We start from the raw sequence: 15,373 nt of genomic DNA, 5'->3' as shown, positions 1-15,373 counted from the left end.
CAATCGAATGAATGGGAACAATATGCTCCGGTACCTGATGGCATATCACGCGCGCGGTCCGTTCGAATGACGGCACCGGCGGAAGGGATCGCCGCACTGCCTGTCGTGCGAAAACAAAGAAATCCTGTTCTGCAATCAGAAGCTGCGCGTGGTCTCGGGCTGATAAGCCCGACGTTTATTTATGCAGTGATCTTCCTGGTCATTCCAATTGTTCTGGTCATTGCGAACAGTTTCTGGACGCAAAACTACCTGACGATCGACCGGACATTCACCCTCGAAAATTATCGCATCGCGCTGACCGATCCCATCTACCGGGATCTTCTGATGCGCTCGCTGTGGATTTCCCTCCTCGTCAGCTTCTTTACAGTTGTCCTTGCCTACCCGATCGCTTTCTTCATCTCGTTTCATGGCGGCGAGCACAAAGGCGTCTGGCTGTTCCTGATCACCATCCCGTTCTGGACAAGCTATCTCCTGCGCGTGATGTCCTGGAAAGTCATCCTTGGCTATAATGGCGTTCTCAACGCGACGTTGATGGGCCTCGGGATCACCAACGGTCCGTCGGACGCGTTCCTTTACAACACCAGTGCAGTGGTGATCACGTTGACGCACGCGTGGGCAACATTTGCCGTACTGCCGATCTTCATCTCGCTGGAAAAAATCGACCGTTCGCTTGTCGAGGCCGCGACCGACCTTGGCGATGGGCCATTGCGTCGGTTCCTGCGAATTACCTTACCCCTGTCGGTGCCTGGGATCATATCTGCAACGCTTATCGTGATGATCCCGACTGTCGGCGATTTCGTGACGCCGCGTCTGGTCGGCGGCAAAGACGGTGTGATGATTGCCAACGCTATCCAGGCTCAGTTCGGCAAAGCCGCAAACTGGCCACTTGGCGCAGCGCTCTCGGTGACGACCATGGCCGTGGTGACGGCAATGGCCGCCTCTGTCGTTCTCGTGATCCGCATGGCAGCGAGGCGAATCCGATGAAGACCTTGCGGAACTTTGCGCCAAGCTGGCTAAAAACCTACGCCTTCCTTTACGTCATCTTCCTCTATTTGCCTGTAATTTTCCTACCGATCTTTTCGGTCAACACATCGGCGATACCGAAGTTTCCCTTAAGCGGTTTTACCTTCAAATGGTATGGCGACCTGACTCGCACCCCGGCACTGACCGATGCGGCATGGAACAGCCTGCTCGTCGGCATCTCCGCCTCCCTATTGAGCACGATATTCGGCATATGCGCCGCGCGTGCCATAACGCGCTATCGCTTCCCCGGCAGGCGCACCATCAATGGCCTTCTCATGGCGCCGCTGGTCCTTCCAGAGATCATCGTTGCAGTCTCGATGCTGCTTGTCATGCTGCAACTCGGCCTTAGCCTGTCGCTGATCACGGTTGTATTCGGCCATGTACTGATCTGCATTCCCTATTCGCTGAGCGTCCTGACCTCGGGTTTCGAAGGGTTCGACAGGAGCCTTGAGGAAGCCTCCTCGGACCTTGGCGAGAGCGCCTTCGGAACGTTCCGGCGTGTGACGCTGCCCATGGTTTCGCCTGCTATTATTTCAAGCCTGCTCGTCTCCTTCACCATCTCGCTCGATGAATTTATCATGGCATTCTTCCTGACCGGAACCGAAGCGACTCTGCCTGTCTATATCTGGGGTCAGTTGCGATTTGCCGCCAAGCTGCCGGGCGTCCTCGCTCTCGGTACGCTGCTCCTCGCTGGTTCGATTCTCCTTTTGACCATCGCAGAAATCGTGCGACGCCGCGCAAGCAATCGCACTCAGAATATGGGAGGCATGATTGCCTGAACGCTCCATGATCGAGATTTCGCGCGTGACGCGCAGCTACGGGGCCTTCAAGGCGCTGGATGAGACGTCACTCACGATCCGCGAGGGTGAGTTCTTCTCGCTTCTTGGCCCCTCTGGTTGCGGCAAGACCACGCTGCTCCGTATGATCGCAGGCTTCGACATGCCGACAAGCGGATCGATCTCGGTCGACGGGCAACCGATGGACGGGATTCCCGCCAACCGGCGGCCGACCAACATGGTCTTTCAAAGCTACGCCATCTTTCCGCATCTCAATGTCGAACAGAATGTGTGTTACGGGCTGAAACGGCTCCGCCTTGGTGCAGACGAAGAAAAGCGCCGCGTCGAAGAAGCGCTGTCGCAAGTATCACTGACCGGGCTTGGGAAGCGCGGTGCGACCGAACTGTCTGGTGGACAGCGCCAGCGTGTTGCGCTCGCCCGTGCGCTGGTCATGCGCCCAAAGGTGCTTCTCCTGGACGAGCCGCTTTCAGCGCTGGACAAGAAAGCTGCGCGAGCAGATGCAGGTTGAATTGCGCCGGCTGCAACAAGCCGTCGGCATCACGTTCATTCTCGTCACCCACGATCAATATGAAGCGCTGGCCATGTCCGATCGCATCGCGGTCATGTTCGGCGGGAAGATCGCGCAGGTCGCATCGCCGAAAGAGATTTACCAGCGGCCGGTCAACTGTCAGGTCGCCGACTTTCTCGGCGGCATGAATTTCGTAAAGGCTGAGATTGTCGAGGAGAATGGCGCATCGATGATATTGGATACGCCAGGTTTTGGACGGGTGAAAACCGACAAGCCAGCGGCATTTGTCAGGAATGGCAAAGGTGCGACGCTCGGGATCAGACCCGAACGCCTGCGCGTCCTGTGGGATGATGCGACCGATAAATACGAGGTGGCCGGCAAGGTTATCGACCGGCATTATTTCGGTGAGATAACCCATCTCGTGATCGAGATACCAGGTTTTGACAAACCGCTCTCGGTGACGGAGACAAATAATTTTGGCGCTGACGATATTCCGGTGGGCGCCCCGATCCGCCTCGCCTACGACCCCGACGCGTTGGTGGCACTCGCCGACTGAAGGCGCTCGATAATTGGCCGGACCGCCAAGCGGCCGGCAATGATCGCTCCTTCGATATAGCCGGGAAACGATGGCGAGAGTTCCGACGAGGCAAAGGTGATGCCGGCAAAACCGCGGCGCAAGGCATTTTCGGCTTCGATCGCGTTCATGACCTCGACAATATCCGAATAGCCACCACCACTCCACGTGTCATCGATCCAATTACGAAGCAGGATGTCCAGCGGCGTGCCAGCCTCTGACCCAAGCGCCACCACCAGTCTCGACAGCACCTCCTGCTTCAGCGCTTCTTCGCCAAGGCTTGACCACTCGACGGCGATGGGTCCCCCGAGGAAGACCACGAGTGCCGGGTGCTGGTCATCATGGCTCGCATCGCACGCGTAGAGGCCGCGTGGATCGACCCAGATGACACTGCCGCTGAGGCCCGTCCTCCGCCAGAAAGGTTCGGCATATCGTATGAGCAACTTGACGACTGTGCCGCTCTTCCACGAGGCAAGCGCGTTGTTTATTGCGTCTGGCAAGGAGGGATGGAAGATGATCTTGCGCGCCATTACAGGCGGTACAGCAATGATGACCTCGTTGGCCGAATAGCCTTCGCGGATAGTGCGTACCATCACACCGGATGCAGTCGTCTCGACACGGTCGACGGGCTCACTTAATAGCAGCGATTTCCCCAACGACCGCGCCATATCTGCGGCCAGCGAATGCATCGTTTCCTTGAGAAAGTACTGCAGTTCGGAGACCTTGTTTGTGATGCGCCGGTCGTTATCGACAATAAACCACAGTGGAACAAGCCCGGCCGGCACGCACCATAGACCTTCGATCAACGAGAGAAACCGCATTTTTACGGCGGGTTCGGCCTGTTGGTTCTCGACCCATGCGCGGACGGCCAAACCGGACAGCGCGGGATCGTTCGGATCCAGTTTTCGCAGGCGTCGGCGCAGAGCCATCGATCCTGCAGAAACTTTTTCCGCATCATGCCTGCCGTGCGGCGGCGGTTGGGCGATGGTGTCACCGCGTGTAGGCGTCTCGACCAATGTCTTGCCGTGGGTTCGCGCCAACCCCATGATCTCGGGCATGTCGTCGCAGATGAACTGGCCCCCCGTATCGTAAAGCTCGCCAAGGCAGTTCGCTTTCGACTCGACGCGTCCGCCCACCCTATCCCGCGCCTCGAGCAGGACAAAGTCTATGCCCGCGCGTTGCAGTTCGCTCGCCGCCGACATGCCGGTAAAGCCTGCGCCGACGACGACAACGCGCGAGGGAACGTCTGCGCTCAATACCCCGCCTTGATCTTCTCGAATTCAGCGATCATCTTCGCCTTCAACTCATTGGGCAGCGGCGACTGGAACAAGGTATTCTCGGCGGATTTGTCGTTGTTGGCATAGCCTTTTTCCTCCAGCAGTTTTGGATCGACCGATCCCATGCCCTTGGCGTTCGCCATGCCATATCCCCAATCGTTCACCATGTAGGTTGCGATCGCCGGATCATTGAGCGCGTTGAGAAAATCATAGGCCTTCGCTTCCGATCCGGGCGCATCCTTGAAGCGGACATAACCGCAAACCCAAGTGGAGTTACCTTCATCTGTATCGGCTTTTCTCGCCGCAGGCGTGCCGGCAAGATTGAGTTGCGTCGCTGCATCATTCCATGCCCAGGCCAGATCGACTTCGCCTCCGCCCATCGCCTGTACGATCTCGGTGGTATCTGTCCAATAGAGCCGTACGTTTTTATGGACCTCACGAAGGAAGTCCGACGCCTGCTTGAATTGTTCGTCAGTCATCTGCGTCCAGTCTTTCAACCCAATCGCGAGACTCGCCAAAGCATAAGCATCGTCGACATTGTCGCCGATAGACACGCGATCCTTGAACTTCGGATCGGCAAAGGCTTTCAGCGATTGCACGTCCTTCGCGTCGACCTTATCGCTGTTATAGGTCAGCGATGTATTCCCCCAGTCCCAAGGCATGAACCATGCCTTGCCGTCCGCTGTAGTCGCAAGATCTTTCATGGCCATGATGTTCGGTGCCAGATCATTCCAGCCGGTGATCTTCGTCGTATCCAATGGTTGCAGCAGACCGGCTTCCCGCCACTTCTTCACACTTTGCGAGCATGGATGTCCAAGGTCGGATTTGAAACCGGAACGCACCTTCTCGAAGGCTTCATCCTCGTCGCCAAAAAAGCGAAGGTTGGAGACTCACCATTCTTGGCAACATAGCCGGGGTGGAACGATGGCTCCTCATACCCGGCCCAGTCGAAAACGATCAGATCCTTGTCTGCGGCGATGGCTATCGTCGCGACAGCAGCCGACAGCGCGGCGGCGGCTCCAAGTATGATGCCAAGATGGCGGCCCGATTTCTTCATGCTCATTCCCCTTTTTTAACCGTTCATGCGGTTTTCTTTGCAGGCAAGGCTTCCCTTGAGAAGTGTTTTGGAAATACGGAGGCCAGATAATCGCAGGCGGCAAAATGGGCCGATTCCCGCGTCACATCTTCGGTTCCCATCATGAGACGCAGCCACAGACCTTCAAGCATGGCGCTTAGTCCAAGTGCAGTTGCAGTGGCATCGAACGAATAATCGCCGTCGGTCTTGAGCTTCTTGCAGATGTCGATGATCACGTTCTGATAGGCCTCGTCCCGCGCTCCGCACAGAGCTTGATAGGTCGGCCGGGATTTCGCCTCGCCCCAGAAGGCACACCAGGCGGCCAGCTTTCTCTTGTTGCAGATGGCACGATCGAAATCGGAAGCTACAACACTGGCAAGTTGCCGGGCAGGATCATCGCCGCCCTTGGCCAGCGCGTTGCGCCAGTGAACGGAATATTCCTCGGACATGAATTGCAGTGTTGCGACGAGCAACTTTTCCTTGCTCTCGAAATGGAAATTGACGATGCCGCGTGAGAGACCGGCACCATCGGCCACATCCGCCATGGTCGTCTCGGAATAGCCGCGCTTGGCGAGCGAATCGATCGTCGCCTCGATAAGCTGCAGCTGCCTCGTCTCCTTCGAAGCCTTTCGGCCGCGCTTCTCCGCGTCCTTTTCCTTGATCGGTGTGACCTTCATGCCTGACCTCTTCTGCATCCGGCCGGGCTGCAAATCACGCCCGGCATCCTCATGCCGATGAGTGAAGTGAAAGCCGTCATTGTCAAGCTCGCTCTGCATCGTTTCCAGGTCCCGATGATCTCTGCTTCCGTCAAGGGCGTACCGTCCACAATCCAGCTCAACAATAACCCAAGTCGTCCAGAACGCAATCATATTTGTTGAACATTCATTCAATATCTACTGGACAAGCCATTATTTCTCGTGTGAATTATGGAGCAAGAACAGTGGGAACGGGTATCGAATGAAAAGTTGGGACGCCATCGTCATTGGCGCGGGACATAACGGATTGGTCAACGCGTGCTATTTGCAGCGTGCTGGACTTGACGTGCTCGTGCTGGAGAAGAACGACTGGATCGGCGGCGCCGCGACGAGCCGGTCCCTCACCCCCGGGTTCCTCTATTCGAACTGCTCCTATGTCTGTTCGCTATTCCGGCCGGAGATCATGCGCGATCTGGAACTGCCGCGCTTTGGCCTGCAGGTCATCTCCTATGAAGGTGGCGCCGTCTTTACCCGGGACGGCGACTACCTGGCCAATTATCGCGACCATCACGCGCACCGCCGGGAGTTCGCGCGTTTCTCGCCACGCGATGCCGAAGCCTATGATCGATATGCGCGCGACGTGACGAGACAGTGCCGGTTCATACAGCCGTTGCTCATGCGCACAGCCGCTGATCCAACGAGCTTCCGCCCGCGCGATATCTCGGAACTGATGTATCTCGGCAAGAAATTTGCCGGTCTCGGCGCAACAGAAATGGCAGATACATTGCGCTTTTGGACGATGTCGATCTCGGACTTCCTCGATGAATATTTCGAGACAGACGTGATCAAGGCGAACTTTGCGCTGTCCGGAATTATCGGCACGGCGCTGGGGCCAATGTCACCGGGAACGGCCTATGTCCTCTTGCATCACTACATGGGCGAGGTCGACGGGTCCGTCGGTGCATGGGGCTACGCCCGCGGCGGCATGGGTGCGGTCACCAAGGCGCTCGCCGCGTCGTTCGAGGCGTCCGGCGGCACGATCCGCACCGGCGTCGAAGTTGACCACGTTCTCGTCAAAAATGGATCCGCCAAGGGTGTCGTGCTCGTCGGCGGTGAAGAAATACCCGGAAAAATGGTCATCTCCAACGCCGATGTGAAAAGGACATTCCTCAAACTCGTCGAGGAGAAGGAACTTCCCGATATTTTCCTGCGACGCGTCAGGAACTTCAAGATGCGCGGCTCGTCCGGGAAGGTGAACATCGCGCTCGATTCCATGCCGGAGTTTCCGGCACTTCCAAAGGATTCCCCCGTTTATCGCGGCGACATGCACTTCACCGACAGCGTAGAACGCATGGAACGCGGATATGATGACTGGAAGGCCGGGCGCTGGTCGGCCGATCCTTTCCTCGACATGGTCATTCCAACAACGCTCGATCCGACGATGGCGCCGCCCGGCAAGCACTTCATGAGCTGCTTCGTCCAATATTGCCCACCCAAGGTGGAAGGCAAGGAGTGGACAGACGCTGACCGCGATGCTTTCGGCGAGACGGTGATTTCGCAGATCGCCGATTATTCGCCCGGTTTCCGCGATCGCATCATTCATATGGAAGTGCGCACCCCGCGCGAACTCGAAGCGGAAGTTGGCCTGACGGAAGGCAATATCTTCCAGGGCGAACTGACCTTCGATCAGCTGCTGTTCAACCGCCCTGTCCCCGGCTACGCGCAATACCGTTCGCCGGTCGGCGGCCTTTACATGTGCGGCTCTTCCACACATCCAGGCGGCGGCGTCATGGGAGCACCCGGACGCAACGCTGCAGCCGAAATCCTGCGTGATCTGTCACTTGGCACGAAACATATGAGTCCCGCCCATGACGTCATTTGATGCGATAGTCATTGGTGGCGGTCACAATGGCCTCGTTGCTGCCGCTACTCTCGGCAAAACCGGCAGAAAAGTGCTCGTGCTGGAAGCGAATGGTGAAACTGGCGGTGCTGCGCGCACCGAGGAATTCGCACCAGGTTTCCGGACGTCTCCGGTAGCCCACCTGATCAACAGGTTGCATCCCGAGGTGATCAAGTCTCTGGAGTTGCAGAAGCACGGCCTCAAACTGGACGTATCCCGTCTCATGCCGACCACCGTGCTTTCAGCTGAAGGTGCGCCACTTACCCTGATCGGCGCTTATGGTGAAACTCTCGTCGGCGCTGCCAAGCCGGAACAGGAGGCGTGGAGCGGACTGCGCAGTCAACTCTTGCGCTATGCAGGGATCCTGAAGCCCCTGCTCGCGCGTAGACCTCCCGATTTGCGTGGCATGTCCTTTGCGGAAACGTCCGCGCTGGCCATGACCGGCATCTCCCTGCGCCGGCTCGGCAAGGAGGACATGCGCGATTTTTTGCGCATGCTGCTCGTGAACGTCGCCGATGTGCTGGACGAACATCTCGAAGACGATCGGTTGAAAGGTCTTCTTGCTTTCGATGCCACACTTGGCAGCCATCTTGGACCGCGGTCCCCGACCTCCCTGCTCGGGCTCTATTACCGGCTTGCGGGCGAAATGGGTGGCAAGCCCGGCGCGCAGATGCATCCCGTCGGCGGCACCGGCGCCGTGGTCAAGGCAATCGAACTCGCCGCAGAGCAGCTGGCGTGGCCATCCGCTCGAATGTTCCCGTCGTCAGGATCATCGTCGAGAATGGCCGGGCGGTAGGTGCCGTGCTGGAGAGTGGTGAGGAAATACGGGCGAAAACGGTTGTATCCGCCATCAGTCCTCGCACGACGTTTCTCAATCTTGTCGGAACCCGCGAGATCGACACAGGATTTGTAAGACGGATCAGTAATATCCGGGTTAATGGCGACGCCGCCAAACTGCATCTGGCCTTGGACAGAATTCCGCAATTTTCAGGCTTGCGTACACCGGAATTGAATGGCCGGCTAGTCATTGCACCTTCCGCCAATCACGTGGAGCGCGCATTCAATCCCTCCAAGTACGGAGAATTCTCGCCCGAGCCGGTCATGGAGATAACCCTGCCGAGCCTGCTCGACTCATCCCTTGCGCCCGATGGCGCATGCACTCTCTCCGCTATCGTTCAGTATGCTCCCTACGCATTGAAGGAGGGTTGGAGCGCTGGCAAGCCGAAGTTCCTGAAGGCAATTCTCGCACAGCTGGAGGCTTACGCCCCAGGACTCGGCAAATCGATCCTCCACGCCGAACTCCTTACGCCGCTGGATATTGAACAGCGTTACCGCATGCCAGGTGGACATTGGCACCACGGAGAACTGCAGGCGGATCAGATGTTGATGTCCCGTCCCGTTTTCGGCGCTGAAGGCTATGACACCCCTATTGACGGACTTTATCTTGCAAGTTCCGGCTCACATCCGGGCGGCGGCGTGTCGGGTGTCCCGGGATTGAACGCGGCGCGGCGCATCATTGCGAGGAAAGGATAACGTCATGAAGCACAGCGACCCGAAAAAGCTGCTGATGGCGAGAGCCGCCTCACAGGACCATTTCCGCACGCCGCGCATCGCCTCGCCGTTTCAGCCGCGCATCGAGGCCTTGATGCAAACGGAGGAGTGGTACGATTGGGCCGGCTACAAGGCGCCTCTTTCGCTTTGGGACGAAGAACTCGAATATTTTGCCATTCGCAGCCAGGCCGCGCTGTTCGATATTTCGCCAATGGTGAAATATCGCATTGAAGGACCGGATGCCGAAGCATTCCTGAACCGGGTTACCCTTCGCGATGTCAGGAAGTTGAAGCCCGGCAGAGTTCACTATACAGCCTGGTGCAACGATGAAGGCCACGTGCTCGATGACGGAACCCTTTTCCGCCTGACGAGTGATCGGTTTCGCCTTTGCAGCCAGGAACGGCATTTACCCTGGCTGCTCGATAGCGGCATCGGGTTCGACGTCAGCATTATCGAGGAGACCAGTTCTATCGCGGCTCTGGCGCTGCAGGGGCCAGCGTCCTTCGCGGTGCTGCGCGATGCGGGCTTCGAAAATGTCGCCGCGCTCAAGATCTTCGATCTCGCCGAATTTCCGCACGAAGGCGGCGCAGTTACGATCTCGCGCACGGGCTTTACCGGCGATCTTGGCTATGAACTGTTCGTAGAGCAGAAACTGGCTCTCGGTCTTTGGGATAGGTTGTGGCAAGCGGGAGCACAGCGCGGCTTGCGCGCAATAGGCTATGCCGCACTCAACCGGGCACGGCTCGAAGCAGGCTTGATCGTCGCCAATTCCGATTTCATCACCGCCGAGCACGCCATCCGCGCGGACCGGGTGCGAATGCCGGATGAGATTGGCCTCGGATTCATGATCGATATGGAAAAGCCCCACTTCAACGGGCGGCGTGCCATCCAGCAGGCTCGAGCCAATGGCAGCCTGAAGCACATCCTCATAGGGCTCGAAATCGAAGGGAATATCCCTGCCGAACACGCCATCGTCTATCACCAGGGCAAGCGCGAGATAGGACTGGTCAGCGCGGCGATTTGGTCGCCGATGGCCAAGCGCAATATTGCACTGGCCAGTTTGGAGCGACCCTACGGCGACACCATAACCGGCGATCTGTGGGTCGAGATCTATGCCATGCGCGAGCTTCGTTATCAGAAGCTGATGAAGCGCGCCAAGGTGGTGCCGAGGCCCTTCATCAAGCTCGATCGACGCACTGCGAACCCGCCTGCGGATTTCTGACATGTCTGCGGACGAAGTAGAGCGAGAACAATGGGCCTTGATCAACACGCCGCTGGGACAGGAGTGGTCAGGCCGCACTCGTTATGCGGCCGCCATGTACTTCAATCGGCGGGGCGAAATGGATGCGGAGACATTGGAGATCTATCGCGTCTGTTCGCGTCTCGATTGGGAAGACCCGATTGCGATCCTGAGATCGCATCGTATCGGAAGCGACTGGCTGACGAGGATCAACAATTATCAACATGGGGAAAAACAATGAATATCAAAAGTCTTTTACTAGGATCCGTTGCAGGCTTCGTTGCAGCGTCCGGCGCCCGCGCTGCAGATGCAGTTGTTGTTGCTGAACCGGAGCCCGTCGAATATGTGCGCGTTTGCGATGCATACGGCACCGGCTTCTTTTACATACCTGGTACAGAGACCTGTCTGAAGATCGACGGTTATGTTCGTTACGATGCTGCAGCCGGAGACAATCCCTATGATGGCACCAATGCCGGCGCCAACGGCGACGAGACGTGGTACAAGCTTACCCGCGCGGAAGTTCGCTTCGATGCCCGTTCGGAGACGGAGCTCGGCACGCTTCGCTCCTACGCCGAAACCCGCCTCGAATACGAGAACGGCGTCTCCACCGGCGGTACACTCCCGCAAGCGTGGATCGAACTCGGCGGCTTCCGCATCGGTACAGCTGATGAACTTTTCGGATCATTCGTCGGCTACGCCGGCAATGTCCTCAACGACGATGTGATCAACTACCAATCCGGGCAGAGCAATCAGGTCAGCTATACCTTTACCGGCGGCAACGGCTTCTCGGCCATGATCGGCGCAGAGCAAGGTCAGGATGATGTTACCGGCCTTGGCGGACAATATGTGATCGAAGACTATCTGCCTCACGTTCTCGCCGGTGCAAAACTTGAGAAAGACTGGGGCGGTGTATCCGGCGTCGTCGGCTACGACTCCAACATCGAGGAATTTGCCGGCAAGCTTCGGCTCGACGTCACGATCAACGACAAGTTCTCGGTCTTCATCATGGGCGGCTATCAGTCCGGCTACGACAACGACTTCGATCCCGCCACAGGCGATGTCGATCAGTTCAACCGCAACTGGTTCGGTACCTGGGAGGGCGATTGGGCCGCATGGGGTGGCTTCACTGCAAAACTCGCCGAGAAGGCGACCCTCAACGGCCAGGCGGCCTGGGAAGACGAAGGCACCTACGCCCTTGCTCTCAACGTCGAATACGAACTGGTTCCGGGTTTCGTGATCACGCCGGAACTCAACTACACCAAGTTCGACGGCGCTCGCGAGGCCTTCTCGGTTGCCAATGGCGGCGATGACGATGCTTTCGGCGGCACAATCCGCTTCCAGAGGAATTTCTGACCCCTCACAGGCGCCCATTTGAAGACGTGAAAGCGGCCTGATCTCTCAGGCCGCTTTTGCATGAAGCAAAGCGCCCCGGATGCTCATCTGGGTACAGCGGCCGCGACCCCGATCGCAGCGGCGACCCTGTCGACGTCCGGCAATTGAAGGACACTGGTGGCGACGCGTATGAAATTGATCGGCTTCATGGAGAATTTTGAACCTGGATGAACCGCGATGCCGCGGGACGCCAAGGTTATCAAAGCAAAGTTCTCCGACATGACTGGAACGAGCACGCTCAGGCCGTCTCCGGCATCAATTCTTATGTCACGCAGGAGCAATGCCGAAACAAACGAGTGCCGGCGCTCCCGATAAATCGTCCTGGCTCGACGGATGATTTCATCCGTCGACGGGTCTTGAAGAAGCCAGGATGCAGCAGCCTGCAAGATTCTGCTCGTCCAGCCTGCGCTGAAGCTTCGATACGATTGAATCTGTTCGACGATGCGCGCTGAACTCGACAACACGGCCAGCCTCAGATCGGGCCCGAGTGTTTTCGAATAGGAAAGGATGTGGATGACGCGGTCCGGAAAGCGCCGGCCTAATGAATGCCGGGGCGCCTCCGAAATATCGCCGACGCCATCATCTTCTATGATGAGCGTTTCGGACCCTTTCAGCACGTCGCCCAACGCTTCAAGTCTTTCCGCCGTCATGGAGGAGCCGGTGACGGAATGCACCCTGGGCTGGAAGAGAAACGCCACCGGTTTTTCTTTCAGCGCTTCCCTGAGCGCTTCAGGAAGTGGCCCGTGCACGTCGCATGCAACCGGGATGATCGGAACGTCGAGATCCTCCAGGATGTCCAGAAGCCGCATTGCCGTCGGGTCTTCGATTGCAACCGGCGAACCGGCAGGCACCAGTGCATGCAGCAAGGTGTATACGGCGTTGTACCCTCCATTGGTTGCCAGGAACGCACCAGGATCATAGGGCCAGGTCGGACGGACGATGTCTTCCAACTCGGGCAGGATGCGAACCCTTTCGTAGCTGTTGAGCGCTTCGGCCTTCGCTCCATGCACCAGCGCAGCTTCCAGCGGCGGAAGCAAAGACCTGTCCGGCGACGCCGTCGCGAGTTCCAGGGTGTCCGGCACGTAGTTGCCGATGTTCACGAGGCGCGTCGGACGCGGCGCAAATCGGTCGCCCATCACCCAGGCGCCGTTCCTACCTCTCCCCCCAATGATCTTGTGGCGGCGCAGATCGGCCCAGGCGATGGAAACCGTCGCCGGACTTATACCCAGCGTGAAGGCGAGATCGCGTACGGACGGCAGTTTGGTTCCGACCGGCAGAAGGCCCGAGCGGATCATCGCGCCCGTTTCAAGCGCGATGCCGCGCGAAGTCCGATCGCCAAGACGATGAGCAAACCATTGAGCGTCGAATTGATCTGTCATCATCTGAACTTTAAATGTTTAATGTCATAATAACATTTGATTGCATCAACATAAACATTTACGGAGGTCTCGTCAAACCGCCGGAATGAGGAAATCCATGCGCGTTCCCATCAAAATTGCCACCCGGGATTGGGACTACCTTACTCCGCTGATCTTCGGCGACATCTCGTCGGATCGGGTCGAACTCCAGGTGGACCGCGTTGGAACGCTGATCCCCGATCTTGCTTCGAGCGATATCTATGACGCCGCGGAAGTTTCCTTCAGCCGCTACACCTCCGCCATGGCCGAGGGCGCGGAAACCATCGTCGGCATTCCTTGCTTCATCATGCGAGGCTTCCGCCACAGGTGCGTCGTAACCACCGAAGCGAGCCCGATGACCCGACTATCCGATCTGGCCGGGAAGCGGATCGGCGTCACCGGCTGGCGCGACTCCGGCAACACCTGGACGCGGGCTGCCCTGCGCCGGGAAGGCGTCGACATCGAAGATGCGTTCTGGTTCGCCGGTCGCCTGACGGCCAACCACCCCATTGTCGATCGGCTCGACGGCTATGGCCTGGCCGGCAGGATCGAGGCGGCTCCCGGTGAACGTCCCATGCTCGAACTGCTGGCAAAGGGCGAGCTCGATGCGATCTTCACTCCCTTCATGCCCGACGGCTATTTCGAGAACGGGGCGGGGCTTCGCCAATTGCTGCCGGACTTCGCAGCCGCCGAAAAGGCCTATTTCGACGAAGTCGGATATGTGCCCGGCATGCACATAATTGCGGTCAAGGCGGAGCTGGTCCATGACCATCCCTGGCTTCCCGGCGAGTTAACCCGTCTCGTCGACGAAAGTCAGCGGCTTTGGACCTCGAAGCGGCGCAAATATGCCGAAACGACGCCGTGGATGTTCGACGAGCTGCTGCGCTCGGCGCGCGACTTGCCGCCGACGTGGAACGATAGTGGACTGGACGCGAATTTCAGGATGATCGAGGATTTCATTGCCGAACTACGTGATCAGGGCATCCTGCAGTCCGAGCTTACGCCGCATTCGCTTTTTCCGTTCGAAGCCAGGCGTCGCCTGACGTAATTTCACCCAAGAGGAGTGTACCGTGAAGAAATCGATCCGCATTCTCGCCTCGCTCGTGGCGGCTTTGGCCGCAACCGCTGCATGGGCTCAGGACATTCAGAAACAGACGCAGAATGAGGAGCTACGCTCGCGCTTGCCACAGGACATCCGCGACGCGGGCAAGATGGTCGCCGTCAATAACGGCTCCTTCCCTCCTTATGAAATCGTCACCGGAACCGACCTGACCGGCGCGACGAACGATATTTCGATCGCCATAGGCGAATTGCTCGGGATCACCATCGATCATGCATCCGTGGCCGGTCTTCCGGCCCTGCTCAGCGGCATCAATTCCGGCCGTTACCAGTTCGCCATGGGCCCGGTAGGCGACTATCCCGACCGCCAGAAGGCCAATGACTTCATCGACTGGGCGCGTGAATATGTCGTCTTCGCGGTGGAGAAGGGCAATCCGAAGGGCATCACGTCGCTCGACGCCTCGTGCGGCAAGCGCATCGCAGTGATGGCCGGTGGCTCGGCGGAAAAGGTTATCAAGCAACAGTCCGAAAAATGCGTGGCTGCGGGTAATCCGGCGGTCGAGGTCCAGTCCTTCACCGACCAGCCGAGCTCGATCCTGGCCGTCCGGTCGAAACGCTCCGACGGCTTCTTCTCTTCCCAGGCACCCCTGACCTACTTCGTTCAGCAGGCCAACGGCCAGCTCGAGCTGGCTGCAGTCGGCCAGGCCAACGGATTCAAGGACATCTATCAGGGCGCCGTGGTGAAGAAGGGCTCGCCTCTGGGCGGCGTACTGCTCGACTCATTCAAGATTTTGATCGAGAACGGCACCTACGCCCAGATCATGAAGAAATGGGGCCTCGAGAAGAATCTGATCGACACCCCCGGCATCAACCAGGGGCAGTAGA

General features: G+C 58.2%; 11 protein-coding genes and 3 pseudogenes. 10 read left to right on the top strand and 4 right to left on the bottom strand.

Going from position 1 to position 15,373, the window contains the following annotated elements; genetic code table 11:
- Positions 1 to 66: 66 nt before the first annotated feature.
- The 3 genes and pseudogenes from N8E88_RS20150 to N8E88_RS20140 all read left to right on the top strand — a co-directional run bounded on the left by N8E88_RS20150 (position 67) and on the right by N8E88_RS20140 (position 2,884).
- Entirely contained in the window at positions 67 to 984 is a 918-nt protein-coding gene (locus N8E88_RS20150) for an ABC transporter permease (protein ID WP_262295211.1), read from the top strand.
- Entirely contained in the window at positions 981 to 1,802 is an 822-nt protein-coding gene (locus N8E88_RS20145) for an ABC transporter permease (RefSeq protein ID WP_262295210.1), read from the top strand. The genes N8E88_RS20150 and N8E88_RS20145 overlap by 4 nt, the downstream gene beginning before the upstream one ends.
- Positions 1,803 to 1,809: 7 nt before the next feature.
- Positions 1,810 to 2,884 (top strand): annotated as a pseudogene (locus N8E88_RS20140) (ABC transporter ATP-binding protein).
- On the opposite strand, the gene N8E88_RS20135 reads toward N8E88_RS20140, so the two are convergent.
- The 3 genes and pseudogenes from N8E88_RS20135 to N8E88_RS20125 all read right to left on the bottom strand — a co-directional run bounded on the left by N8E88_RS20135 (position 2,848) and on the right by N8E88_RS20125 (position 5,949).
- A complete protein-coding gene (locus tag N8E88_RS20135; protein ID WP_315975301.1) occupies positions 2,848 to 4,158 on the bottom strand; it encodes a flavin monoamine oxidase family protein in 1,311 nt (436 codons plus the stop codon). The pseudogene N8E88_RS20140 and the gene N8E88_RS20135 sit on opposite strands and share 37 nt — an antisense overlap.
- Positions 4,155 to 5,236: pseudogene (locus N8E88_RS20130) on the bottom strand (extracellular solute-binding protein). Before N8E88_RS20130 ends, N8E88_RS20135 begins: the two are co-directional and overlap by 4 nt.
- Positions 5,237 to 5,259: 23 nt before the next feature.
- Entirely contained in the window at positions 5,260 to 5,949 is a 690-nt protein-coding gene (locus tag N8E88_RS20125; RefSeq protein WP_262295546.1) for a TetR family transcriptional regulator C-terminal domain-containing protein, read from the bottom strand.
- A gap of 262 nt (positions 5,950 to 6,211) precedes the next feature.
- On the opposite strand from N8E88_RS20125, the gene N8E88_RS20120 reads away from it, so the two are divergent.
- The 5 genes and pseudogenes from N8E88_RS20120 to N8E88_RS20095 all read left to right on the top strand — a co-directional run bounded on the left by N8E88_RS20120 (position 6,212) and on the right by N8E88_RS20095 (position 11,993).
- Entirely contained in the window at positions 6,212 to 7,831 is a 1,620-nt protein-coding gene (locus tag N8E88_RS20120; protein WP_262295209.1) for a phytoene desaturase family protein, read from the top strand.
- Positions 7,818 to 9,382 (top strand): annotated as a pseudogene (locus N8E88_RS31565) (phytoene desaturase family protein). Before N8E88_RS20120 ends, N8E88_RS31565 begins: the two are co-directional and overlap by 14 nt.
- Before the next feature lie 4 nt (positions 9,383 to 9,386).
- Positions 9,387 to 10,622, top strand: a complete 1,236-nt coding sequence (locus N8E88_RS20105) for an aminomethyl transferase family protein (protein WP_262295206.1) — start codon at positions 9,387 to 9,389, stop codon at positions 10,620 to 10,622.
- A gap of 1 nt (position 10,623) precedes the next feature.
- Positions 10,624 to 10,881, top strand: coding sequence for a hypothetical protein (locus N8E88_RS20100; protein WP_262295205.1), 258 nt, complete (start codon positions 10,624 to 10,626; stop codon positions 10,879 to 10,881).
- Positions 10,878 to 11,993 (top strand): porin, encoded by a 1,116-nt coding sequence (locus N8E88_RS20095; RefSeq protein WP_262295204.1) that lies wholly within the window; start codon positions 10,878 to 10,880, stop codon positions 11,991 to 11,993. Before N8E88_RS20100 ends, N8E88_RS20095 begins: the two co-directional genes overlap by 4 nt.
- Before the next feature lie 83 nt (positions 11,994 to 12,076).
- On the opposite strand, the gene N8E88_RS20090 is transcribed toward N8E88_RS20095, so the two are convergent.
- Positions 12,077 to 13,411 carry an aminotransferase-like domain-containing protein gene (locus N8E88_RS20090; protein WP_262295545.1) on the bottom strand — a complete coding sequence of 445 codons (1,335 nt, stop codon included), beginning with the start codon at positions 13,409 to 13,411 and terminating at the stop codon, positions 12,077 to 12,079.
- A gap of 97 nt (positions 13,412 to 13,508) precedes the next feature.
- Between N8E88_RS20090 and N8E88_RS20085 the strand changes: the two genes are divergently transcribed.
- Positions 13,509 to 14,477, top strand: coding sequence for a substrate-binding domain-containing protein (locus tag N8E88_RS20085; RefSeq protein ID WP_262295203.1), 969 nt, complete (start codon positions 13,509 to 13,511; stop codon positions 14,475 to 14,477).
- 55 nt (positions 14,478 to 14,532) lie between these two features.
- Positions 14,533 to 15,372, top strand: coding sequence for an ABC transporter substrate-binding protein (locus N8E88_RS20080; protein ID WP_410010691.1), 840 nt, complete (start codon positions 14,533 to 14,535; stop codon positions 15,370 to 15,372).
- Position 15,373 lies beyond the last annotated feature (1 nt).

Source organism: Phyllobacterium zundukense (assembly GCF_025452195.1).
Taxonomy (GTDB): domain Bacteria; phylum Pseudomonadota; class Alphaproteobacteria; order Rhizobiales; family Rhizobiaceae; genus Phyllobacterium; species Phyllobacterium zundukense_A.
This window is presented reverse-complemented; position numbering and strand designations above follow the sequence as displayed.

Bases quoted from the DNA above. Each gene is read 5' to 3' on its own strand.
- N8E88_RS20150 (WP_262295211.1), top strand. From the start codon at position 67: ATGACGGCACCGGCGGAAGGGATCGCCGCACTGCCTGTCGTGCGAAAA.
- N8E88_RS20145 (WP_262295210.1), top strand. From the start codon at position 981: ATGAAGACCTTGCGGAACTTTGCGCCAAGCTGGCTAAAAACCTACGCC.
- N8E88_RS20125 (WP_262295546.1), bottom strand. From the start codon at position 5,949: ATGCAGAAGAGGTCAGGCATGAAGGTCACACCGATCAAGGAAAAGGAC.
- N8E88_RS20120 (WP_262295209.1), top strand. From the start codon at position 6,212: ATGAAAAGTTGGGACGCCATCGTCATTGGCGCGGGACATAACGGATTG.
- N8E88_RS20105 (WP_262295206.1), top strand. From the start codon at position 9,387: ATGAAGCACAGCGACCCGAAAAAGCTGCTGATGGCGAGAGCCGCCTCA.
- N8E88_RS20100 (WP_262295205.1), top strand. From the start codon at position 10,624: ATGTCTGCGGACGAAGTAGAGCGAGAACAATGGGCCTTGATCAACACG.
- N8E88_RS20095 (WP_262295204.1), top strand. From the start codon at position 10,878: ATGAATATCAAAAGTCTTTTACTAGGATCCGTTGCAGGCTTCGTTGCA.
- N8E88_RS20090 (WP_262295545.1), bottom strand. From the start codon at position 13,411: ATGACAGATCAATTCGACGCTCAATGGTTTGCTCATCGTCTTGGCGAT.
- N8E88_RS20085 (WP_262295203.1), top strand. From the start codon at position 13,509: ATGCGCGTTCCCATCAAAATTGCCACCCGGGATTGGGACTACCTTACT.